Here is a 24,447-nt window from a genome sequence, read left to right as displayed (position 1 = left end):
AGCCGTGGCGATAAAGTGTGACGGCGGTTGGCAATAAACTCTACTAGGCAGCTATTAAAGGAGCGTCTTATGGCTCGCGGCATTAACAAGGTCATTTTGATTGGCAACCTCGGGCAGGATCCAGAGGTGCGTTTCACCCCCAGCGGCACCGCCGTGGCCAACCTAAACCTGGCCACCACCGATACCTGGATGGACCGCCAGAGTGGACAGCGTCAGGAGCGCACCGAATGGCACCGTGTGGTGATGTTCAATAAAACCGCCGAAATCGCCCAGCAGTACCTGAAAAAAGGCTCTAAAGTCTATATTGAAGGGCGTCTGCAAACCCGTAAGTGGCAGGATCAGAACGGCCAGGATCGCTACTCGACAGAAATTGTCGCCAACGACATGCAGATGCTTGATGGTCGCAGCGGTGACTTCCAGGGCGGCGGCGCCCCGCAGAATAACTATCCCCAGAATGCTCCTCAGAACGCACCAGCTCAAAATAGTCCTGCCGCTAATCACCAAGGCGGCTATCCTCCGCAGGGTGGCGCGCCCCAAGGCGGTAATAATTACCCCGGCGGGCAGAGCCCACAGCCGCCTCGTCCTGCCCAGCCAGCGCCGCAGCAGGGCAATCAACCGCCCCCGCCCAACCAGCAGAACAGCAGCTACGGCGCCCCGGATCCGGGTAACTTCGACGACTTTGACGATGAGATTCCGTTCTAAGTAGCAAAGTGCCAAAACGCGTAACTAGCTACCAATATAGCCCGCTATAAGCGGGCTATATTGCACTAGCGGTCTAGCCACAGCGATTAGAACAGCTGTTCACTGGTTGATGGCTCTTGAACCCCCATGACGCCTAGGGCATCGTCCCCAGCATCAACGTTGAGCGCTGCGGGCTGGCTATCCTCTTGTTCAATGATGAGTGATTGAAGATCCATTGAGCCACCATTAAAGGTTAGCCGTACCACTTGCTCGCCTTCCTGCAAGTTGAGCGTCACCTCCGGCCCTTGGACATAGTTTCCCCAGTCGCCGCTATTGGGAACGCTAAGCGGGGAGGCTTGTGCGTAGAACACGCCATCTTTCTCAGCGGCGACCGTTATGCTGCGGCCAGACCAAGGTGTCGCGGTAATAAACGAGAAGGTGTGTTCGCCAGCTTCAACGACATCGACGGTGTACTCTACCCATTCATTATTGGCGATCCAACCTATGGCCTCACCGCCGCCAACGATATCCACGCCTTCGCCGCGAATGCTGGCGTCACCCAGTTGCGCTTCGCTGCTATCGCTATAGGCAATGCCCGCGCCTCCCTGGTCGTAGTTGATGGCGTCGAGAAACAGACCGCCGTCATCAATCAACCAGGGGGTTTCACTGTCATTGAACGGTGTTTGGTTGTCAGTAGTAGTGATAGGGACGAGTGAGAGCGAGGCCAGATCCTGGGAGCCGCCATTGAAGGTTAAGCGCAGCACCTGTTCTCCAGCTTCCAGATTCMCCTGCACGCTGTCAGTAGGCACAAAGGTCGTCCAMCTGCCGCTAAAGCCCACGCTGACCGGGGAGGTGGTGGTGTAAGAGCTATCCCCTTGGGCAAATGACGCGGTGATGGAGCGTGCAGCGCCACCGGTTGTGCCTAGCGCCGAGAGAAACGCAAGCTCGTAGGTGCCTGACTGGGCAACATTAATCGTGTACTCGACCCACTCATTGTTTTCGATCCAGCCGATGGCCGTACCATTACCGACAATATCCACGCCGTCGCCGCGGAAATTGCTGCCCTCCTGATTTTCGCTGCTGTCGTTGTAGGCAATGCCCTGGCCGCCAGTATCGTAGTTGACTGCATCCAGCACGAGTCCGTCGTTCTCCACCAGCCAGGGTGTTTGGTTGGTGTTAAAGGGCTGTTGCTCATTTTCCTCTCCCAGGTCAATGGCCTCGAAACTGAACGACTGCAGATCAAGCTGGCCGCCGTTGAAGGTTAGCCGCAATACCTGCTCGCCCGCTGCGAGATCGAACGCCAGTGGGCCCACGGTCTGAAAGCTGGTGAAGCTGCCGGTGTTAGGCAAATTGACGGAGGAGCTGCCTTGGAAACTGCCGCCTTGCTCAAACGCGGCAGTGATGGATTTACCGTCTGACACCGCCGAGGTGAGGAAACTCAGTGCGTAAGTGCCTGCCGTTTCCACATTTAGGGTGTACTCCACCCACTCGCCATCGGCGATATAGCCCAGCGCCTCTGTGCCGTTGGAGATATCCACAGCTTCGTCAGAGCGGAAAGGCGCGCCTTGATGAGCTGTAGTTGTGTCGTTATAGGCCACCCCCTGGCCGCCGTTATCGAACAGCTTGGCTTCCAGCGTTAACCCATCTGCTCCCAGCGCCCACGGTGTTTCGGTGGCATTGTAGGCGGTCTGCTCATCCGGCTCCGCAGGTGCGTCCCCATCCAGAAAGTTGGGGATGCCATCGCCATCATCGTCATCATAGATATCGACACGGCCGTTACCGTTGGCATCCTCGGCCCCGGTGGGGTCGTAGGTCTGAACATTCTCGACCAAAAAGATATTGTCGTTGTAGTCGTAGTTAACCCCCGCGTAGTCCTGAATCACGATATAGGTATTAGGGATCACGTTGCCTTCGGCGTCTTTAGCTATGTAAACACGAATCAGGTGGCCGTCATTTTCGTCCCAATTGAGATTGGTGCCTGGGCTGCCGATGGCATCAATCGTGTCCTCGTAGAGATTGGCGTCCGGGTCGGACCAGGAGATGTAGCCCTGGCGGCCGGTAATATCCGCGAAGAAGCCGAAGGGAGCGTCGCGATCAAGCGTGGTAGTGGTCAGCAGGTCTCCGTTGTTGAGCGTGCGTGGCAGTAGCGTCTGCCCATCCTGCTCGTCGTGGGCCAATATCTCGTCACGGTCACGGCTATCCACGTCGTGGATAAACAGTCGAGCTACGTCGCCTTGGGTGTGATAGGCCGCCAACTGGGTGATTTTGATTGGCGTGCTGCCATCGGCGCGCTGGAAGTAGGGTGAGAGGATTTCATCCCCGTTGGCCTCCACCAGCCCGCCTTTGTTCATCTGACCCTCAGCCACATTGGTCGAGAAACCAAAGGCGTCGACGATCTCTTGCACTAGCGGCTCCTGGCCGCTCTCAGACTGGCCCTGGGCAAGCCCTGCCAGCTGGATCACTTTCTGCCCCTCGTCTCCGTCGTTGGAGTTAATGATCAGCGTTGACTCATACAGCGTGGCGTCGTTGAAATCCTCGGCGATAAAGCGAACCGTGACATTCAACGTGCCACCGACAGGAATCACCAGGTTCTCTGTCGCTCCCACGATTTCAAACAGCGTGGGGTCAGCAATTGCCAGGCTGCTGATCTCCAGATTGGCGAAGCCATCGTTGGTGATGGTAAAGGTCGATTCGTCATGGAATACCTGATTGGCATTAGCTGGATTCTGTATCCGGCTCATCACCAGGCGGTCATCCGACGGTACCCCATCCAGGTTGGTGATCGATATCTCGCCGCCGGAAACCGGTGAGATCCCTTCGATGACAAACATATTATCGTTGTAATCGTAGTTAATGCCGGTGTAATCCATGATCCCCAGGTAGGTATTGGGGATCACGCTGCCGTTAGCATTCAGCGCCTGGAATACCCGCACGGTATAGCCGCGCTCGATGCCTTCTGCATCCGCTGGGACTGTTCCTCCCCCTGCCGGATTGAGCGATGGGTCGGTGGAGAGATTGGCGACTTCAATGCCAAAGATGTCGTTGCCGATCCAACCGTCGGGTATCTGGTCGCGGGTGAAGGTGGCGGTCGCGAACTGGCCGTTAGACTTGATCGGCAGTAGCGACTGGTTGTTATTGCCCGCGTGGTTGGAAAGTATAATGTCCTGATTTTTATTGCCGGGATTATGAATCCCCAACGTAGCCCCCCCGTCGCCATGGTAGGCCGCCAGCTGGGTAATGGTGGCCGATTCAAAGCCATCGGCGATCTTCCAGTAGCGTGACATAACCTCGTCATCGTTGATGGGACGGTAGAGGTCGAAGTCGTTGAGCACCGAGTTCTCGCCGCCGCCCACCGTGGTGAGCCCCTCGATCACGTTGCCGAAACCGAAGACTTCCCAGACCTCATTAACGTTGGGCTCCCAGCCGCCTTCATCACGCGCCTGCCAGAAACCGGCCAAGTGCACCTCGGCCACAGGGGTATCTGCGTCGTTGGTAATCAGGCGCAGCGTACCCTCAAATACCCCATCACCAGCATCGTTAGTTGGCGGCGTATAGGCCGCGCGGTCAAACAGCACCTGCACGTCAATCGATTCACCCGCTGCCAAGGTCAGTCCATCGAAAATATCGGGGGCGACGAGTGTGAAGGGGCCGTCAAGATCGGCGTCAATAAAGGTCAATGCATTGGTGCCAGTATTACTGATGGTGACCGTGGCATCCTCTTTGTAGTCGCGGTTCGGGTTGGAGGCGCTGTCGTTCTCCAGGTAGCTAAAGTGCAGGCGGTCAGAGAAGTAGGCCGCATCATTACTTTGAATAGCGATATCCGCATCGGGGTCGCCGGGGGCAGGCGAGATATCAAGATAGTCGATTTCATTGACACCGTCCGCGCTGGACACAACCCTCAGGTTATAGGTAACCCCTGCCTGTAGTTCGATATAAGCAGATTGCTCACCGGCCTCACCAACACCAGGGAAGCTCATTTGGTCAATTGGTTGGCCATTGAGCAGTAGCGTCAATCCGCCGCCATCCGGCGCCCCAGCATTGGCTGCCAGATCGAGTTTGTAGGCGCCATCTTGATTGACTGTGAAGTAGAAGTCAGCGGTACGCTCATTAACGGCTCGGGCGCTATCGCCGCCTTCCAACTCAATACGGCCACTGCCATCAATGTCGGCGTAGATGGGCTCGAAGGTATCCAACGGGGTATCCGCGATGCGTAGCAGGTCGACGTTGGGGCCATTGGCGTCCGGCGCCGTGACGGTAATCGTATTGCTGCCTGCACCTAGAGTTAACGAAGCGGATTGGAAGAACCAGTTATTCTCAGCGTCGTTACTCTGGCCTGGGAAATTAAGTGTCCCGATCGCTACCCCATTGACTGCGACGACCATGGGGCGGTCGGCCTTGGAGGCTGCCAGGGCATAGCGGAAGCCAACGTCGTAGGTGCCAGCCTCATCGACCTCTACTGTCCAGGTAATACTCTGGTCGCTGGTGCCATTGAAATCGACGAAGCCTTCGCCGGAGGCGTTGCGGTCATCCACACTGTTGGTGACGATTACCGGGCCATCGAGTTGAGCGTTTTCGGCCTCGTAGTCGGTGTAGCCGGGCGTTGTGTCTTCGGGKGCCTGGAGAATCTCCAACTGGTCGATATTGGGGCCCGTATTATTGACGGCTTGGAAGCGCACCGTATTAAGCCCTGATACCAGCGCCGCAGGGATATCCAGCGTGAGCCACTCGTTCCAGGCGGCATCGCCAGTGACGCCAGCAGGGGGGCTGAAACCGAAGGTGCCGACGCTAACGTTATTAACGAACACTTCCAATGGTCGGTCCACTGTGTCGCCGTTACCGTAGCGAACCCGCAGTACTGAATCACCCGCATCGGCGCCTGAGAGCTCGAAGCTGAAGGTGATAAAGTCGCTATTCGTGCTGCCAAAATCGGCATATCCTCCGAGAACGCCGTCGCTATCATTGTTGTTGCCATCCAGACCGAAGGCACCAGGGCGCACACCGGTTGGCTGATTGGGCTCAGGATTGGCGGTGGTTCGAACCTGAATCTCCGCGCCMCCTCCTTGGGCAACCGATACACTGGTGCCGTCGTCGGGGGTATTGTCTTCGGCCTGAATAGTGAGTAGCGATACCAACTCTTCACCAGGTTCTTCAGGCTCCTCTGGGTCGACGATCACACCCCCCGGTGCGGGGTCGAGACGAATGATTTGGCTCTGGCCATTATTGCGGTTCAACGTCAGCAGGTAGAGCTGGCCGGTGGCCGGGTTCTCGATAATATCCAGCGGATCTATATAGGTGATGACGTTGCCGTCAACATCGCGTAGCACTTCATCACCGATGACGTTGCCCGCGGCGTCGAGAGTGATAGAGCGTATGTCGTCACCGCCGGAGTATTCGGTGAACAGCACACTACCTTGTAAGTTGCCGCCGAATACTCCGCTGGAGTACTCAGTGACGCCGTTGGGAGAACGGTTCTCGCCTAGCGAATAGACGCCCTCAATATCGTAATTGGGATCAGGCTGCTGGCCGACCGGGTAGTTGCCCACCTGGTTAGTATCGTTGCCTGCGGTTGGGTTACCGCCATTGAGGATAAATTCATCGCGCAGGGGATTGGGATGGCCGTAATAGCCCCCTTCCTTAACCGTAAACAGGTAGTCGTCCTGTTTTTCGACGTTACCTGCGTATTCATTTTGCGGCGTCGAAGGGTCATCCGGTACGTTGCCGCCAGCCGCCGAACCGTTGGTCGGGACATAGAGGTTGCCATTGGAGTGCCAGACCAGGTCGTAGGCATTGCGTACGCCGGTGGCGAAAATTTTAACCACGGCGTCATCGGCGAAGGGGTCATAATAACTTTCGATTAGATTACCATCGGAATCCTCTACGGTTGCAGTACCGTTGGCCGCGAAGACCAGGAAACGGTCATTACCCATAGCAATCGGGTCTGCCTTGAAATCAACGCCGTCATCGTCGGTAAAGCGGCGGTTGAAACCATCTTCAGGCAAGGGCTCGGTAGTCMCATCAAAGCCACCTGCTGGCGCTTCACGGGTCGGATCTATTTCCATGACAGCCGCACTGAGCAGTCGCTCAGGGCGGTTACCCCAAGCGCTATCGGGTGCCCCCATTGCCGAGTTCGATCCCTGAAGTAGATACAGCAAGTGGCTTGGTACGTCTGGGTTGGTGTTGGCATCGAATTCGGGGTTGGCGCGGAATTCGAGGCTATTGGTAACGTGGTCGCCGTTGGAGCGCGGCAGCCCGGTGATATAGGCTTCTGCGCTGGCGTTGAAAGCGTCACCTTCTTCCAGGGTAATCTTGGAAATGCGTCCACTGAAATCGGGGACGCCATTATCACGCCCTTCAAGTGGAATTGGATAGTTATCGCTTACCCACAAGACATTGGGGTCAGTAGGGTCGAAGGTTAGGCCGATAATGCCCCGCGGCCCTGCAGAGTCCCCCGCAAAGTAGTCGAGTGCCAACACTTGCTCATTGGAGAGCGCACCGGTTTGCGGGTTAACGTCGTAACGCTTGATCTCGCCCAGCATATTCGAGATGTACATCTTGCTGCCATCAGGGGATAGCTCCAGCGAGGTGAACTGGTAGGCGTTGTCGGCAGCGCCGTTGAGCTCAATGACATCGTTGAATGCTACTTCTCTTGGCACAATTTCAGAGGCTTCACCGGTGATGAAGGTGTTGGTGAATTTTTGGAACTCCCGAGTTGGAGCGTCAGGGTTGTCATTGGCGCCACGATCCTGAAAGCCTTCGATGACCAGGGTGTAGCTGGTGAACTCTTTGAGCATGCTGTTGGGAGAAATCGTCAACGAATCGAAGCCGCCGGTAGTGTTGACGTTGAGAGCTACCTCTTCGCCGCTGACAGTTTCGAAGAGCCGTACGGAGCCGTCACCTAAGCTTTCCAGCAGGGCACCGCCACGGCCATCGACGACCGAGATGCCCACGAAAATATCCGAATCGGGATCGACGCCGGTGGGGGGCGTGCCGTCTTCGGCGTCTAACTCGACCCGAATCTCGTTCTCGCCCACTCCGGCGATAGCACGCGGGTCGGTGAAGAAGGCGTAATCTTCCGGTGCCTCACGGTCATCCTCCGGTGTCAGGTCGGGAATCGACTGGATCTCGATATACTGAATCTCGGTATTATCACCAAGGCCAATCGAATCCAGGGTCAAGCGGCCATCGGTAACCTGTACCACGCGGGTAACCAAGTCGGAGCGGAAGCCTTCGGTGTCGTTGCTGGGGCTATTGTCGGCTGGAAAATCATCGGGCCGGAACGGCGTAAAGGGGGTGCTGAATTGCTCACCTTCGGCGTTGATCAGATTGACGCTGTCGTAAGGCCCTGAGGTATCGCCGATAGAAATCGTGACCTCATAATAGCCGTCGTCCAGTTCCATTTCCCATCCGGCGCGGACATAGCCTTCCGCAGGCTGGTCAAAGTGGGCGTAGGTGCCCTGGCGGGGGTCAAGACCGGCGATGTCGTCGGTACGATCGTTAACGGCGACACTGGAGAGGGTATTGATCGCCATCGGTATAGTGCCATTTTCGGTGCCATCGGCGATGGAGGCCTCGGTAACCCAGCCGTACTGGTAAACTTGGCCATCGATCTCGACGGATTGATCGCCAAACGCTAAGCCGGTATCGGCGATATAGCCTTCCGGGGTGGCAAAGCCATCGGGCTCGAAATTGATCTTGACGGCAAAGCGCTCCCCCGGTTCAACGAAGGGGGGCTCCTCTTCTCCCTCGCGGCTAACACTCAGACTATCGATATTGGGGCCAGCATTACCTATATTCTCAAGTCGTATGGTGTTGTTGCCCGCCATCAGTTCCAGCTCAATGGTGGCGTCTTGCCAATTCACCCAGCCGTCGTTGCCTGCGCCAGTGGTGGGGAAGGCCAGTTCGCCCTGGGGGGCGCCACCTACCAGGAGAGTCATCGGTCGGCTAGCCCCGGCGCCATCACCGTTGGCATAGCGCACATTCAGGGTATAAGTGCCCGCTTCTTCGACGGCTACCTCAAAGAAGGCCGCATCACCGGCTTCGTTGCCCATATCGAGGTAGCCGCTGCCGGTAAAACCATCCCATAGGCCGTCCGGGCCAGCGGCTGCATTGGTTTCTGGATTGCTAGCGTCGCGAACCACTGTATCGGGGGTGGGCTCATCATCATCGATGGTGAGCGCTTCACCTTGAATCTCAAACAGGAAGGGCTCGGTGGGTGTTTCACCGCCGTCGTCCTGCTGGTAGTTGAAGATAATCTGATCGATATTGGGGCCGTTGTTGACACCGCCATCGGCCACTGCCGGTATGGCAAATGAGACGCTGTTGGGGCCAGCTTGAAGCTCCATCTCCACTTCAAGCTCTAGCCAGCTATCCCATGGGTCGTTGACGCCATCATTGACTGCCGGCGGGAAAGCCGCTTGGGGAGCAGGCGTTCCATTGATCATTAGGTCAAGGGGGCGGGGCCCTGCGCTACCGTTGGCGTAACGAATGACCGCGGTGTAGGTGCCGGCTACCTCGGTTTCAACGTTGAAGATAACCTCGTCGCCGGGGTTTGTGCCAAAGTCCATATAGGCACCACCGACGGCGCCTTCGCGGTAATTACCGAAGGCATCATTGTTATTAGGATCTACCACCCGAGTGAAATCGGCATTGGAGGGCACGCCACTATCATTGACGGTGACCAGGGCAGCATCCTCTGCCTGGATAACGATGGGTGCGACAGTGTCTGGAACGGCATCATCCTCGCTTACGCTACCGCTGGCTGTTGCGGCGGCGCTGTCGATGGCGAAGCTGTCACCGGTGGCGCCGATAAGGGCGACCGTGACGGTTTCGCTACCGTTATCTTCGTCGTCGTTGGCGACATCAAGCGCTAGGGTGGCGACCCCGTCAGTGAAGGTGACCGTGCGGGTGTCGGCAACGCCATTAATTTCCAGGGCAAGCTCCACGTCGCCGCTAAAAGCGTTTGAGGCGCTCAACGCAAAGCTCAGAGTAGTGACGCCCTCATCGCCACTCTCTACCATCGGGTCGGCATCGGCGATGCCCAGTAGAATAGTCGGCTCCGGCTCCACGCTGCCCGTGGGCATAAACTCGATATAGTCGATGCGCGCGTACTCCAGCGCCGTTGAGCTGGCGCTGAGCGACAGCGTAGCGCCATCGCCCACGGTCACGTCGGTAAAGGTGGCGGTGCGGAAGTTTTGCGGCTGAACGCCGTTGCCGCTGTCGGCGTCGTCATCGAATGTCCAACTGCCGCTGAAGCTCTCGCCATCGGCGTTACCAATACTTAGCTGGGCAGTACTTTCGCCGTCGTTCTCGTCGACATAACCGACGATGACGGTATAGGTACCGGCGGCCACTTTACCCTCCAGGGCGTAGCTGGCGGTACCTTCGCTGTTGCCGGGCAGGCGAATAGCTTGGCCGCCATCAGCGGCAGCGATGTTCTCGATGGTGAAGGTCGTAGCAGTGTCAAACGCTTCCGCCTGTAGGCGAATTGATTCAACGGGGGGCTCTCCTTCGTCATCTTCGCTTACGCTACCGCTGGCCGTCGCGGCGGTGCTGTCGATGGCGAAGCTGTCACCGGTGGCGCCGATAAGCGCGACAGTGACGGTTTCGCTACCGTTATCTTCGTCGTCGTTGGCGACATCAATCGCTAGGGTGGCGACCCCGTCAGTGAAGGTGACCGTGCGGGTGTCGGCAACGCCATCAATTTCCAGGGCTAGCTCCACATCACCGCTAAAAGCGTTTGAGGCGCTCAACGCAAAGCTCAGCGTGGTGACGCCCTCATCGCCACTCTCCACCATCGGGTCGGCATCGGCGATGCCCAGTAGAATAGTCGGCTCCGGGTCTACACTGCCCGTGGGCACAAACTCGATATAGTCGATGCGCGCGTACTCCAACGCCGTCGAGCTGGCGCTGAGCGACAGCGTAGCGTCATCGCCCACGGTCACGTCGGTAAAGGTGGCGGTGCGGAAATTTTGCGGCTGGACACCGTTGCCGCTGTCGGCGTCGTCATCAAATGTCCAACTGCCGCTGAAGCTCTCGCCGGTGGCGTCACTGATGCTCAGTTGGGCAGTGCTTTCGCCGTCGCTCTCGTCGACATAACCGACGATGACGGTATAGGTACCGGCAGCCACCTTGCCATCAAGAGCGTAATTGGCGGTACCTTCGCTGTTGGCGGGCAGGCGAATGGCCTGGCCGCCATCGGCGGCGGCGATGTTCTCGATGGTGAAGGTCGTAGCAGTGTCGAACGCTTCCGCCTGGAGGCGGATGGGATCGGCAGGCACTACCGCTTCGTCATCTTCACTGACGCTACCGCTGGCCGTCGCGGCGGCGCTGTCGATGGCGAAGCTGTCACCGGTTGCGCCGATAAGGGCAACCGTGACGGTTTCGCTACCGTTATCTTCGTCGTCGTTGGCGACATCAACGGCTAGGGTGGCGGCACCGTCGATAAAGCTGACCGTGCGGGTGTCGGCAACGCCATCAATTTCCAGGGTAAGCTCCACGTCACCGCTAAAAGCGTTTGAGGCGCTCAACGCAAAGCTCAGCGTAGTGACGCCCTCATCGCCACTCTCTACCATCGGGTCGGCATCGGCGATGCCCAGTAGAATAGTCGGCTCCGGCTCCACGCTGCCCGTGGGCACAAACTCGATATAGTCGATGCGCGCGTACTCCAGCGCCGTTGAGCTGGCGCTGAGCGACAGCGTAGCGCCATCGCCCACGGTCACGTCGGTAAAGGTGGTGGTGCGGAAGTTTTGCGGCTGAACACCGTTGCCGCTGTCGGCGTCGTCGTCAAACGTCCAATCGCCGCTGAAGCTTTCGCCTTCGGCGTTGCTGATGCTCAGTTGAGCAGTGCTTTCGCCATCGCTCTCGTCGATATAGCCGACGATGACGGTATAGGTACCGGCGGCTACTTTGCCATCGAGTGCATAGCTGGCCGTGCCTTCGCTGCTGCCGGGTAAGCGAATAGCTTGGCCGCCATCGGCGGCGGCGATGTTCTCGATGGTGAAGATTGTGGCAGTATCGAACGCTTCCGCCTGTAAACGGATGGGATCGGCGGGCTCGGAAGGAGGTGTAACGCTATCTTCAACATTACCAACGGCAATTAAGAATGTTTCGCTGACACTCGCCCCCGCCGGGTCGGTAGCAGTGACCTCAACGCTGACCGAAGTTGCCGTTTCAAAATCAAGGCTATTGCCACTTTTTAGACGCAATACGCCGCTGGCATCTACTTCGAAACGTTCGTCGCTGACAGTAAAACTATGGGTGTCGTCATCCTGGTCTTCCACAATGAGCTGACCAATAACGGCGCCTTCCTGGTTTTCCAGCACGCTGTTGTTATCTAGCAGCAGGGCGGTGGGTGCGGAAGGCTCTGCCGCCACCAACGCCATCTCAATTTTATCGATATTGGGGCCGTTGGCGCGGCCGCCCAGCCGCAGTAAGTTTTCGCCAGCGGCTAGCGTGAATTCGAGTGTTTCTGTCGTCCAACCTTCCCATTGCGTAGCATCGGGCGTACTGGTAGTTACGCCGCTGGGCAGATCATCGAGATCATCGGGCATATAAAGGGCGGGGGTCGTATTTATAAACGCAAAGGTGCCAATAGTCGTTAAGTTACTGCCTTCGACCAGAGACAGGTCAAGCGGCCTGTTATTTTGACTAGCATAAGTAACGGTCATGGAATAGGTGCCCGCGACGGGGGCTTGATAAACAAATTCCCCATAAGCATCTACATTGCCAAATGCCCAATCCAGGTAGCTAGCCTCTTCGGCACCTACTCGGAAGGTGTCGTTGAGGCTTACGATATTGGCGGTAGTCACCGGGCGATTGGTATCGGCGCCATCTGGGGTTAGGTCGGGTTCTGGTGACAAAAAAAGCTCTTCGCCTTGGATCACCTGAGTGCCTAGCGCGGGTTTGCGGATCTCGAGATAATCTACATTGGGGCCGCTGATGCCATTGGAAGTAAAGCTAACACTGTTTGCGCCCTCCTGAAGCTGCACGATAATGGTTCGCTCAGCAAAGGTAGTGAAGTCGCTTGCATTATTATTGCCTTCGGGGCTGGTACTGCGTAGGTCAAACATGCGATCAACCAACTGATCATTCACTTCTAGACGCAGAGGGCGGTTACGTTCGCTGGCGACAGCATCGTTGTTACGGCTTAAGGCATAGCTTACCGCCAGTTCATATTCACCCGCCTCCGGGACATCGACATTGAAGGTAAGAGTTTCACCACTCGGGCCGACAAAATCGGCATAGGCATTGCCATCAGCATTAACGGCATTGGGTTCGCCGACGGCGGACGTGGTCACTCCGCCCGTCATAACAGCATAATTGCCCTCACCATCTGTATTATCAGTATCTTCTGCCTGAATGCGGATAGGCGTGAAAACGGGCGTTACGGGGATACTATCAGTAACTTCAAAAACCACTGTATCGTTCCCAGTCTCAATGGTATTACCAGCATCATCTAGTGCGGTGATGAGTAGCTGGACAGTACCACCGGTAAAATTGGGGAGGCCGTCAAAGATAAAAGGAGGTGCCGTGCTCGTTAGGGTTATTGGCTCTCCATCATTATAAATAATGGTTAGTTCTATTGTATTAGTAAGATAAAGTGGATCAAGGGAGCCATTAATAATAGGAATAATGCGGATAGCACCGTTTTCTATTTCATCTGTAGTAACTGTTTGTGCGTTGTTTAAGCCACGCTGGATTTCACCCGTTGTTGCATTGATCCAAGTAATAGAGAACATAGGACACCCCCGCGATGTATGTGCTAATTGCAAGCAACGACTGACAAATTAGGTTTTTTTGGTGTAGAAAAGGTGCTGCGCATCTGATCTCTATGAGTTACGCATGGCTACGCCTCGTCACTCATCATTACAATTTTTTACCTTAGCTGTTTTGGCACAGCCCACAAGAACTAAATATCTAGTGCTAATAGGCTGTTGTATTATTTTTTTTAAGATTTTTTTTAAAAAATAGGTGGTTATGTATGAGTCTTTCGAGTGGCACTTGAAATGGTCGATATCGTGATTAAGAAAATAATTTTTTAGCAGTGTTTTTTTCATCATATGAGTTTGTTTTTTTATGTTGTTTGCAATGCTTTAAAAACCCCATTGATCAGTCTGAGTGTTGGTGTTTTTTAACTTTCTTAGTCATGGTTGGTGGCTCTCTACTAATGAGCTTTATCGTCGCTAAAGCGCTTAAAGCGTAAGGATTCCCTATTGTGCTATTTTAAATTAGCCATTTGGGCTGTTTTTCATTGCGATCAACGTTGGCTAATTCGCTGGGGAGAGCTGCGTGGAGGCTTCCTACAGGGGGCGAGAACCAGTAAAGTGTACCGCTCCTGTCGCTGAGCGACAGCCCATGAGCCATATCTTGTAAGACGGTGTCGAGACCCTGGTGGGTGGCTCTGATGTTTGTAAATTGTGCAGAGGATGGTTGTGAAACTTTTGATATTGGATGCCGGACACTGCTTAAGCTTGGCACTGGCCCGGGAAGCAAACCGTCGCGCCGATACAGAGTTAGTCATAGAGCAAGGGACGACCATCACGCCGTCGCGCCTTGAGGCGATCGCCCCTGACGCCGTGATTATTCCACCATTGGCACACCCACTGAACATGGCGCCAGCGGATGTGACGSCCCATGCCGATGCGGTAGATAGCTGCCTGGATGCCTGCCAATCGCAAGACGTGGCGTTGGTATGGTGTGTCTCTGATCAGCTTTACGAAGACGGTTTGGAAGTCCCCATTGATGAGCATGTGGTGCCTGCGCCGCGAGATGACAGCTTGCGCCGTCTGGTACAAACCGGTGATCGTATCCGTGCGGGGTTTCAGCGCCATTTGATTGTGCGCCTAGGCCCGCTGTTTGCGCTGGAAGGCAGTCATGCGTGGCTCAATGAGATCATCGATAGCTTGGTGCTCGGGAAGGCGGTGCGTGCCGCAGAGGATGTGATTTTTTGCCCGACTTCCGCGGACGCCGTCGCCATGGCGTTGATTGGCATGCTACAGCAGCAGGTCAGCGGCGCTGAGGCTTGGGGGGCCTACCATCTTGCGGGCACCGAACCCGTCAGCGCCTTTACCTTTACCTCCATGGTGCGCACCCAGCTGTTAACGCACCTTGAGGGGCGCGGCGAGCAGATTGCTCTCGGCGAGGTTCAGCCGCTTAAACACCACCATGATGCCAAGCTGCGGCGCGTCTTAAACTGCCGCCGAGTGCTGGACGTGTTTGGCGTTCATCAGAAGCCGTGGCGGTTAGAGGCTGGGCGTATGCTGGATGCGTGGTGTTTGATCCGTGAAAATAATCGTGTCAGCGATACAGGAGCGTCGGCTTGATAAATGTGGTTCGCAGTTTGGTTTTTTATGCCGGCTACTTTTTGGCCATGCTAATGATCGGCATCCTGTTTCTCCCCATTGCGCCGTTTCTCCCGCTGTCTGGCCGCTACCGCTTACTCAATTTGTATAACTACTTTTTGATGGTGTGGTTTCGTATCGCCTGCGGTGTGCGTTACGACATCCAGGGGCGGGAAAACCTGCCTAGCGGCCCGTGTGTGATTCAAGCTAATCATCAGTGTGAGTGGGAAACCGTGTTTCTACAGGTGATGAAGCCACCGGTATGTACCGTGTTAAAGCGCGAATTACTGCGCCTGCCGATCTTCGGCTGGGGGTTGCGCCTGCTTCGCCCGATTAGTCTGGACCGCTCGAAACCAGCACGGGCGATGAAGCAAGTGCTTACTCAAGGCGTCGAGCGTTTGGGAACGGGGCTTTCAGTACTGATTTTTCCTGAAGGGACACGGGTAGATCCAGGCATCCGCAAACGCTATAACAAAAGTGGCAGCGTGGTGGCGTGTCGGGCAGGGGTGCCGGTGTTGCCGGTGGCTCATAATGCGGGTGAACGCTGGCCAGGCCGCCACTGGGTTAAGCGGCCAGGCGTACTGCGTGTGCGCATTGGTAAGCCGATTGAAACAGCCGGGCGTATGCCCGATGAAGTGCTCGCAGACGTCGAAGCGTGGATTGAAGCGCAGTTACAGGAAATTTCAGACGTGCCACGGCCTACCTCTCGGTAACCGTCTTTTGCGTATACGTTMCGCCTGTACATAAAAGCCTGAGCATAAAAACGGMGCCCAATGGGCGCCGTTTTTATGCTTATCATGCGAGTAGCCGTACTAGCGTTAGTCGTTCGTTAGTCGTTGAAACGCTGGAAGACTAAACACGCATTGGTACCGCCAAAGCCGAAGCTATTAGACAAGGCACGTTCTATCGTCACGTCATCGCGGCGTTCGGTGACAATATCAAAGCCGTCGGCCTGCTCATCCAAATCGGTGATATTCGCTGAGGCGGCAACAAAGTTGTGTTGCATCATCAGCAGCGAGTAGATCGCTTCCTGTACACCGGTAGCTCCCAAGGAGTGGCCGGTGAGCGATTTGGTCGAGCTCATGGCGGGTGTTGTATTCCCAAACACTTCGCGTATCGCCTTCAGCTCGGCAACATCGCCGACGGGGGTCGAAGTGCCATGGGTATTGATGTAATCAATGCTGCCATCGACCGTTGCCATCGCTTGGCGCATACAGCGCATGGCCCCTTCGCCCGAAGGAGCGACCATATCATGGCCGTCAGAGGTCGCGCCGTAACCCACCAGTTCGCCGTAGATCTTGGCGCCGCGGGCTTTAGCGTGTTCAAGCTCTTCTAACACCAGCATGCCACCGCCACCGGCGATAACAAAACCGTCGCGGGCCTGGTCGTAAGGACGTGAAGCCTGCTCAGGTGTGTCGTTGTAGTGGGTAGAGAGCGCGCCCATGGCATCAAATAGGCAAGAGAGCGTCCAGTGCTCCTCTTCACCGCCACCGGCAAACACCACATCCTGCTTGTTAAGCTGAATTTGCTCCATCGCGCTGCCAATACAGTGCGCAGATGTCGCACAGGCAGAAGAGATAGAGTAATTGACGCCTTTGATTTTAAACGGCGTAGCCAAACAGGCGGAAACGGTGCTGCCCATTGTCCGGGTAACGCGGTAAGGGCCAACGCGGCGCAGGCCTTTGTCACGCAGTACATCGGCAGCTTCAACCTGGTTAGCGCTTGAAGCACCGCCGGAGCCGGCGATCAGGCCAGTACGTTGGTTGGATACTTGTTCTTCGCTCAGCCCCGCGTCTTCGATGGCTTGGGCCATAGAGACATAGGCATAGGCCGCTGCATCGCCCATAAAACGGCGCAGTTTGCGGTCGATGAGTGCGTCAAGATCAATATCGACGCTGCCTGCCACATGGCTACGGAAGCCACGCTCGGCATACTCTTCCTTAAAACGAATACCACTACGCCCAGTTTTGAGCGCGTCCAGGACCTGTCGTTGGTCGTTGCCAAGGCACGATACGATGCCAAGGCCGGTGACTACCACTCGTCGCATGGGAGCCTCCTGTTCAGAAATTCGCAGTGGAGGTAAATAGGCCAACGCGCAGATCATTAGCCTGATAGATGTCGCGCCCGTCAACGGTTACCGTGCCGTCGGCGATACCCAAGATAAGACGTCGGGTAATAATACGCTTAATATTAATGCTATAGGTCACTTTTTGTGCATCTGGCAGAATCTGGCCGCTGAATTTAACTTCACCGCAGCCAAGCGCACGTCCGCGACCTGGATGGCCCAGCCAGCCCAAATAAAACCMGACTAGCTGCCACATAGCATCTAGTCCTAAACAGCCAGGCATAACGGGGTCGCCGGGAAAATGGCAGTCAAAGAACCACAGGTCCGGCGTGATATCCAGCTCGGCGATCAGCTCGCCTTTGCCATGCTCACCGCCTTCCTTATGGATGTGCCTGATGCGATCAAGCATTAGCATGTTGGGGGCCGGGAGCTGTGCATTGCCGGGGCCGAATAGCTCGCCGCGGGAGCAGGCCAGCAGTTCTTCGCGATCAAAGGAGTGTTGCTTGGTCACTGAATCGTTCCGAATATCAAATAGGTTGTTGGGCTAGTCTACTTCCCGAAACCGCTGAATGCACGTAACTGACTTTTTAACGCCCATAACTGGAGATTTTAGCGGTTTGGCCGATAGCACTAAAGTGGGCGGCATGTGTCAATAGCTGCCGATTATGCACAATAAATGTCCTATTGCCGTAATATAGAGTATTCAAATTTCTTCTTAGGCGGCATGATCAGCATGGCACCTAACGCTAATTTTTATCTAGGTTAATTTGTATAGGGTATAGCGAATCGCCATGTGGCTTCCTGTTTCTCTCAATCGTCCGTTAGTTTGGGTCGCACTGACGGCGCTTCCCGCCTGTGTCTGGATCCCCGATGCGATGCTACGCCTAGTAGCAGCTACGCTGGTCGCGCTTGGGCTTTGGGATGCCTGGAAGCAAGTGCGTCAACAGCGGCTTCGGCTGCGACTTTCGCAAGATACGCTCAGGCTCGCTAGCGACGCCATGGTGATTACCGATGCCCAGAACCGCGTGATGGCGGTTAATCCAGCGTTTACCGAAATTACCGGCTACGCCAGCCAAGAGATACAGGGGCTGAAACTGGAGACGCTGGCCGCCCAGCGCCATGACAAAGCCTTCTATCAAACGTTTTGGAGCACGCTGAAAAGCACCGGCCGCTGGGAAGGTGAAATGTGGAGCCGCCGTAAACACGGCGACGAGTACCCCGAGTGGCTAAAAGTCCGCGCAGTGACCGACAAGCGCGGCAACATTACCCATTTTATTCATCTGTTTACCGATATTTCGGCGCAAAAAGCCCGKGAGCGCGATTTGCGCCGGATCGGCTACGAAGACCCTCTCACCGGGCTGCCTAATCGTCGCCGCCTTCACGACCTGCTGGCCTCCCGGCTGCGCCATTTACGTGCCGGGGAGAGTCTGGATATGGCGCTGGTGGATATTGATGGGTTGAAATCAGTCAACGATAGCCTGGGGGTTGAGCAGGGTGATCGCCTGTTAGCGCGCTTTGCCCAGCGGCTTACCGGCTACGTAGCAGGAAGCGTAGTCGGGCGGCTGGGCGGTGACGAGTTTATGGTGATCCGCACCACCACCTTTGACGATCACGACCAGTGGGTGGCAACGCTGCGCGAACATATGAGTCGGCCATTTGAAATTAATGACCACTCGCTGCGCTTAGGGCTGACGATTGGCAGCTGTCGCGTGCCCGAAGATGGTAACGACTCAGGTGTGCTCTTCCAGCGCTTAGAGTCGGCGCTTTACAGCGCCAAACGGCTGGGGCGTAACTTAAGCCAGCGCTTTCGCCCGGCGCTGGATAAGCAGGATAACCCTCAACTGGCGCTGGTCAGTGATCTCCGTGCTGCGCTTATTTCCGGTGACCAACTGGAACTGCATTATCAAACCCAGCATGAGCCTGGCAGCGGTGAACTGGTCGGGATGGAGGCGCTACTGCGCTGGCGTCACCCTAAAGACGGTATGATTTCCCCTGGCGACTTTATTCCCTTGGCCGAGCGGCACGGTCTAATGAGTCAGCTGGGCGCCTGGGTGATCGAAAAAGCCTGTGCCCAGCAGGCGCACTGGCGTAATAGCGCTATGCCCAAACTGACGATTTGGGTCAATATTTCGGCCCTGCAGCTGTTTCAAGGCGATCTGGAAAGCCAACTGACGACCTGCCTAAAGCGTTACCAGCTGAAGCCTTCGCAAATTGGCTTAGAGCTGACGGAGTCGGTGCTACTCGACGAGCGTGCGGGAGATATGGGGCCACGTCTGCAGGCGCTGCGCGACCAGGGATTTGCGATTGCCATCGACGATTTCGGTACCGGCTATTCATCACTTGGCTACTTGAAGCGCTTACCGGTGGACAAAATCAAACTTGATCGCGCATTTATTAAAGAGTTGCCGCACGATCAGGCGGATGCCTCAATCGTTAAGGCCGTCTTAGCGATGGCGGAAGGCATGGGGTTAGGAGTGATTGCCGAAGGAGTTGAAACCAAAGAGCAGTGTCAGTTCTTGGTTAATGCCGGGKGCACATCCGTACAGGGGTTCTACTTTGCCCGGCCGCTAGCCGCAGCTGAATTGGAAAAACGCCTGGTGCCCACGGCAGTTGCCGCACCCTCTGCCTCTTAAGGCTTGTAGAAACGGCTAATACCCAGACATAGCACCGCCCAAACGAGCGCCTGAATGGGGAGCAACCAAGCCGCCATGGTTACCTCTGCCAGTAGTGCGCCGCCATAATAAGAGAGTGGGCCACTAATGGCGCCACACAGCGCGGCTAGCAGTGGATAGCGCCACAGCCACGCCAGTGAGTGATGAACCAGGGTGGCAAACAGCGGCCAAAGCATCCATAGCCACAGCGGTAGAAGCCCTAACACCAGCGTTTGATCGTTAAAATCGAACCCACCCAGCAGCTGCAAACCGCCATCAATCACCAGCCCCAGCAGGGCAAATCCGGCAATAAATTGCCACTCCCCAGGCCGCGCGCAGCGCCACAGGTGCCAGACCAACAGGCTGCCCCCTGCTATGGCGGCAACCCATGAGCCGCCGAGCACGCACAGGAGCCAGCCAGCCTCAAAGCGCAGGGCATTCAACACCAGCGCCCGCCACTTGGGKGATGCCATTTAGAGAGCGCCGGTGAGCGGAATGGGCTTAGCCGCCGGCTTAGCCAGCAGTAAGTGGCAGGTGCCAATGGAGCGCTCGATAAAGCCGCCCTCGCAGTAGCACAGGTAGTAGCGCCACATGCGGATAAAACGCTCGTCGTAGCCTAGTGTTCGCACCTGCTCCAGGCTGGCCTCAAAGCGGTGGCGCCACTCGCGTAATGTGCGCGCGTAATGCGGGCCAATTTCATCCAGTGCGACGATGTTCAGCGATGTTTTACGCATAACGCTGGTTAACATAGCGTGGTGCGAGGGCAGAAAGCCGCCTGGAAAAATGTAGCGCTTGATAAAATCCATGTCGCGCTTAGCCTCTTCAAAGCGCTGATCACGAATGGTGATGGCCTGGAGCATAGCCTGGCCATCATCGGTCAGTAGGCTATCCAGTTTGTTGAGGTAGGTATCGAGATACTGGTGTCCCACCGCCTCAATCATTTCCACCGAAATTAGCCGGTCATAGCGGCCGGTCAATTCCCGGTAATCCTGCTTAAGCAGGGTGATTCTGTCCTCCAGCCCCTCTTCCATGATGCGTTTTGCTGTATGGGCGTGCTGCTCATCGGAAATAGTGGTGGTGGTGACTCGGCAGCCACGGGTTTTGGCTGCATGAATCGCCAGCCCTCCCCAGCCAGTGCCAATCTCTAGCAGGTGATGCTCGGGCTGCACATCGAGCTTTTCCAGCATCAAGTCGAGCTTGTAGGTAGAGGCCTCTTCCAAGCTGGCTTCGGGATAGGGAAACACGGCGCTTGAATACATCCAGTGGTGGCGATCTAAAAACGTCGAAAACAGATCGTTGCCAATATCGTAGTGGGCGGCAATATTGCGTTTCGAGCCAGTTAGGCTGTTGCGCTGAAAGCGGTAGGCGGCACCCAGCAGCCAGCGGGCAATGCGAGCGCTGCCGTTCTCCATTTTCCCATTCACATGCTCAAGGTTGGCAGCGAACAGCCGTACCAGGGCGACCAGATCGTCGGCGTCCCAATCGCCGTCCATATACGACTCGGCAGCTCCTACCGTACCGCCAAAGGCGAGACGTTTCCAAGCGCGGGAGTGGCGTATCACCACGGTCACCTGCAGCGGGCCTTGCTGACCCAAGTGATGACACTGATTGCCCTCAATCAGGGTGATACGTCCGCCGCGAAAGGTGTCCAGTTGGGCCCTTAGGCGTGGCTTTAGCCACTTGGTTAAGCGGCTTTCGGCAACCGGTTGAAGGTTAGGGGGCGTGGAACGCAGGGTCGTCACTTTGAAGTCTCCTTGCGCTTGGGGTGGTTATAAACGGGGACGCGCTTAAGCCACAGGCGAAGCGCTTCAAAATGAATACCCGCAATGGTTTTCAGGCTTATCCATGGCTGGCGGGCCAAGGTTCTAAGCAMCGCGCCACGGGTGGCGGGAGAGGCGTCAAGGGTCAACGTGGCATCAAAATGGCACTGCTGATCCTGCCAATTTTCCATATGCAGAAAGAGCTTTTCGCCGGGGGCATTAAACTTCCAACGGTAAGTCATCTCCATGGGGTTAAACGGCGAGACGTGGAGGTCTTTATCGAAATGCGCTTGGTGACTATGGCGTGAGGGATCCACAGCGCTGGCATAGCGTGTACGCTCACGCCAGGGCATATTGGTGACCTCACTTAATACGGCTGTCAGTCGCCCCAGGTGGTCGTAGGCGTAGTAGACGGAAATAGGATTAAACATGCAGCCCAGCGTGCGTAGCTGGGTAAGCACGCAGATACGGCCATTAGGCGCGCTGCCCAGTTGACGAATAAGTTCTTCGCGCACGGCGGTTTTCAGTGGACGATCAACCGGCCCCAGATAGTCTTCGCGACGAAAACGCGCCAGCGCAGGGCGGCGAGCGCTAAAGCCGGGCACCTTATCGAACAAGTCGGGCAGTTCATCCAGGTCCAGCCAGGCCATCCATAGCTGGTAACTAAAGGCGTGGGATTTGGGCGTAAAGCGCCGGTGGCGTAGGGTGCCACGATAAATACGCGAGCGTGGCTGGGTGGTTATCCCAGCTGTCATTTCAGTMAGCATGCTAGCCATCAACCCAGCCCCTCGACMCCTTGCGGTGATAGCAACTCATGGGCAGGCAGCGCGGAAGGTTGTGCAGGCGGCGGGGCAGCTTCATCACAGCCTAATGCCTGCGCCACCCGTAGCGCACTCCACACGCCGTCTTCGTGGAAGCCGTTACGCCAATAGGCGCCGCAAAAGTGGGTGCGATGGGCCGTAGACGAAATGTCGGCGTGTCGTGCCTGAGCCGCTTGGCCAGCCAGGGTGAACTGGGGGTGTGCGTAAGTGTAGCGGCCCAGCACCTTGCTGGGATCGATGCTGGCGCTGTCGTTCAGGGTCACACAAAAAGTGGTGTCGCTCTCTATCCGTTGAAGGATATTCATAGCGTAAGTGACCGATACCCGTGCTTCGCTATCGCGCTGATCGAGGCGGTAATTCCAGCTCGCCCAGGCACGCTTGCGCCGCGGCAGCAGGGCGGTGTCGGTATGTAGCACCACCTCGTTATCCTGGTAGGGCATGGCGCTGAGGATCGCTTGCTCGTCGCTGCTGGCGTCGCCCAGCATGGCCAGTGCCTGGTCGGCGTGGCAGGCGAGCMCAACTTGGTCAAAGCGCTGAGTGCCGGAGGGCGTGGTAACACTGACGCCGGTGCTGCTGCGGATAATCCGGGTGACCGGTGTATTGAGATGAATGCGCGATGCATAGGGCGCCGTCAGGCTGGGGATATAGCTTTTCGAACCGCCAACCAGGGTGTGCCACTGGGGGCGGTGGTTGACCGATAGCAGGCCATGATTACGGAAAAAACGCACAAAAAACGCCAGCGGGAAGGCGCGTAAATCACTGATGCTGGCTGACCAGATGGCGGCCCCCATGGGCAGTAAGTAGCGCTGCTGAAAATCACGGTTGTAGTGGTTGAGGKCCAGGTATTCACCCAGAGTCATATGTTCGGGGAGCTGTTGGCTCTCCAGCGCTTTGGTGGTCTGCTTGTTAAAGCGCAGAATGTCGCCCAGCAGGCGGTAAAAAGAGGGATTAAACAAATTGCGTCGTTGGGCAAACAGCGAGCCCAAGGTGTGCCCGTTGTACTCAAAGTCCCGCGCTGTCTCGTGTACCGAGAAGCTCATTTCGGTGGCTTGTGAGGCGACACCCAGAGTGGCCATCAGGCGCTGAAAATGCGGATAGGTCCAGTCGTTAAAGACAATAAAGCCAGTATCGATAGCGTAGGCGCGCCCCTCAACGTTCACATCCATGGTGGCGGTGTGCCCCCCCAGGCGCGAGTCCGCCTCAAACAGGGTGACTTCATGCTGGGCGGAAAGGTACCAGCCGGCTGCCATGCCGCTGATACCGCTGCCAACAATGGCAATACGCTGGGATGCTCCAGAGCTTTGTAATGACCTTTGCGATGCCATGGCGCTCATGACGCCTCCTTTTGGCTGCGAGTCATGCGCAGGCCAATCTGGCGGCGCAGGGCGGGGGGCAAAATGCCCAGCAATTTAACCAAATAGGTAAACCGACGTGGGAAGTGGATATCCAGCCGCCCCTTTACCAGCCCAGCGATAATGGCATCGGCTGCTTGCTCTGCCGTTACCTGCATCGGCATAGGGAAGTCGTTACGTTCTGTGAGCGGCGTTTTCACAAAGCCGGGATGGATCAGGCTGACCTCAATGCCCTCCTGATCGAGGTCTAAGCGCAGTGACTCTAAAAAGTAACTTACCGCGGCTTTAGACGCCCCATAGGCTTCCGCACGCGGTAGCGGTAAATAGGCCGAAGCGCTGGAGGTGGCGGCTAACCGAGCTGGGAGGCCCTCTTTGCGTGCTGCGCGCAGCAGCGGCAGTGCGGCTTCGACGCCGTATAAAGTGCCGAATAGGTTAGGTTTGAAAACGCGCTCGACTAAATCCATATCGAACTGCTGGGCATTCAGGTATTCGCAGGTGCCAGCATTGAAGAACGCCAAGTTTAACACCCCGAGCTGGTCGCGAATGTCGTTACCCGCCTTGAGTACTGCTTGCCGGTCGCTGATATCCAGCGGCAAAGGGTGGGCATTGGGGTGGCCATGGCACAGCCCTTCGAGAGCTTCAGCGTTGCGTGCGCTAAGCACCACCTGGTGGCCTTGGGCGATAAGTTTGCGCGCCAGTGCCTCACCAATACCTGATGTGGCACCGGTTAACCAAATGCGTTGGGGCGTTTCCCATGTACTCATCAAGCCTCCTAGTG

The 24,447-nt window shown here is 56.4% G+C and carries 12 protein-coding genes; 4 read left to right on the top strand and 8 right to left on the bottom strand.

The features are described 5' to 3' along the window. Window positions 1–69: 69 nt before the first annotated feature. Window positions 70–702: a single-stranded DNA-binding protein gene (gene ssb / locus HALO_RS22095; protein WP_035582640.1), complete on the top strand. Its 633-nt coding sequence runs from the start codon at window positions 70–72 to the stop codon at window positions 700–702. A gap of 86 nt (window positions 703–788) precedes the next feature. Here ssb and HALO_RS22090 read toward each other — a convergent pair whose 3' ends face one another. Continuing rightward, window positions 789–13,418 (bottom strand): carbohydrate-binding protein, encoded by a 12,630-nt coding sequence (locus HALO_RS22090; RefSeq protein WP_050714042.1) that lies wholly within the window; start codon window positions 13,416–13,418, stop codon window positions 789–791. A gap of 693 nt (window positions 13,419–14,111) precedes the next feature. Between HALO_RS22090 and HALO_RS22085 the strand changes: the two genes are divergently transcribed. Continuing rightward, window positions 14,112–15,002, top strand: coding sequence for a sugar nucleotide-binding protein (locus tag HALO_RS22085; protein WP_050714228.1), 891 nt, complete (start codon window positions 14,112–14,114; stop codon window positions 15,000–15,002). Continuing rightward, a complete protein-coding gene (locus HALO_RS22080; RefSeq protein ID WP_022520897.1) occupies window positions 14,999–15,733 on the top strand; it encodes a lysophospholipid acyltransferase family protein in 735 nt (244 codons plus the stop codon). Before HALO_RS22085 ends, HALO_RS22080 begins: the two co-directional genes overlap by 4 nt. 116 nt (window positions 15,734–15,849) lie before the next feature. On the opposite strand, the gene fabB is transcribed toward HALO_RS22080, so the two are convergent. Together fabB and fabA are read right to left on the bottom strand one after the other, a co-directional pair. Then, window positions 15,850–17,067, bottom strand: a complete 1,218-nt coding sequence (gene fabB, locus HALO_RS22075) for a beta-ketoacyl-ACP synthase I (RefSeq protein WP_035582642.1) — start codon at window positions 17,065–17,067, stop codon at window positions 15,850–15,852. A 13-nt stretch (window positions 17,068–17,080) separates the two neighbouring features. Beyond that, complete coding sequence (gene fabA, locus HALO_RS22070; protein WP_050714041.1) at window positions 17,081–17,596, bottom strand: 3-hydroxyacyl-[acyl-carrier-protein] dehydratase FabA; 516 nt, start codon at window positions 17,594–17,596, stop codon at window positions 17,081–17,083. A gap of 280 nt (window positions 17,597–17,876) precedes the next feature. On the opposite strand from fabA, the gene HALO_RS22065 reads away from it, so the two are divergent. Further along, on the top strand, window positions 17,877–19,718 hold the full coding sequence (locus tag HALO_RS22065; protein WP_050714040.1) for a putative bifunctional diguanylate cyclase/phosphodiesterase: 1,842 nt from the start codon (window positions 17,877–17,879) through the stop codon (window positions 19,716–19,718). On the opposite strand, the gene HALO_RS22060 is transcribed toward HALO_RS22065, so the two are convergent. From HALO_RS22060 to HALO_RS22040, 5 genes are read right to left on the bottom strand one after another with little or no spacing between them, the layout of a single operon-like run. Next, window positions 19,715–20,209, bottom strand: a complete 495-nt coding sequence (locus HALO_RS22060; RefSeq protein WP_035582648.1) for a DUF2878 domain-containing protein — start codon at window positions 20,207–20,209, stop codon at window positions 19,715–19,717. The genes HALO_RS22065 and HALO_RS22060 overlap by 4 nt on opposite strands. After that, on the bottom strand, window positions 20,210–21,478 hold the full coding sequence (locus HALO_RS22055; RefSeq protein ID WP_035582650.1) for an SAM-dependent methyltransferase: 1,269 nt from the start codon (window positions 21,476–21,478) through the stop codon (window positions 20,210–20,212). It lies immediately after the preceding gene. Beyond that, window positions 21,475–22,272 (bottom strand): DUF1365 domain-containing protein, encoded by a 798-nt coding sequence (locus HALO_RS22050; RefSeq protein WP_231896770.1) that lies wholly within the window; start codon window positions 22,270–22,272, stop codon window positions 21,475–21,477. Before HALO_RS22050 ends, HALO_RS22055 begins: the two co-directional genes overlap by 4 nt. Next, window positions 22,272–23,651, bottom strand: coding sequence for an NAD(P)/FAD-dependent oxidoreductase (locus tag HALO_RS22045; RefSeq protein WP_050714039.1), 1,380 nt, complete (start codon window positions 23,649–23,651; stop codon window positions 22,272–22,274). Before HALO_RS22045 ends, HALO_RS22050 begins: the two co-directional genes overlap by 1 nt. Then, window positions 23,648–24,433 carry an SDR family NAD(P)-dependent oxidoreductase gene (locus tag HALO_RS22040; protein ID WP_035582654.1) on the bottom strand — a complete coding sequence of 262 codons (786 nt, stop codon included), beginning with the start codon at window positions 24,431–24,433 and terminating at the stop codon, window positions 23,648–23,650. Before HALO_RS22040 ends, HALO_RS22045 begins: the two co-directional genes overlap by 4 nt. Window positions 24,434–24,447 lie beyond the last annotated feature (14 nt).

It is taken from the genome of Halomonas sp. R57-5, from assembly GCF_900070345.1.
Classification (GTDB): domain Bacteria; phylum Pseudomonadota; class Gammaproteobacteria; order Pseudomonadales; family Halomonadaceae; genus Vreelandella; species Vreelandella ventosae_B.
This window is presented reverse-complemented; position numbering and strand designations above follow the sequence as displayed.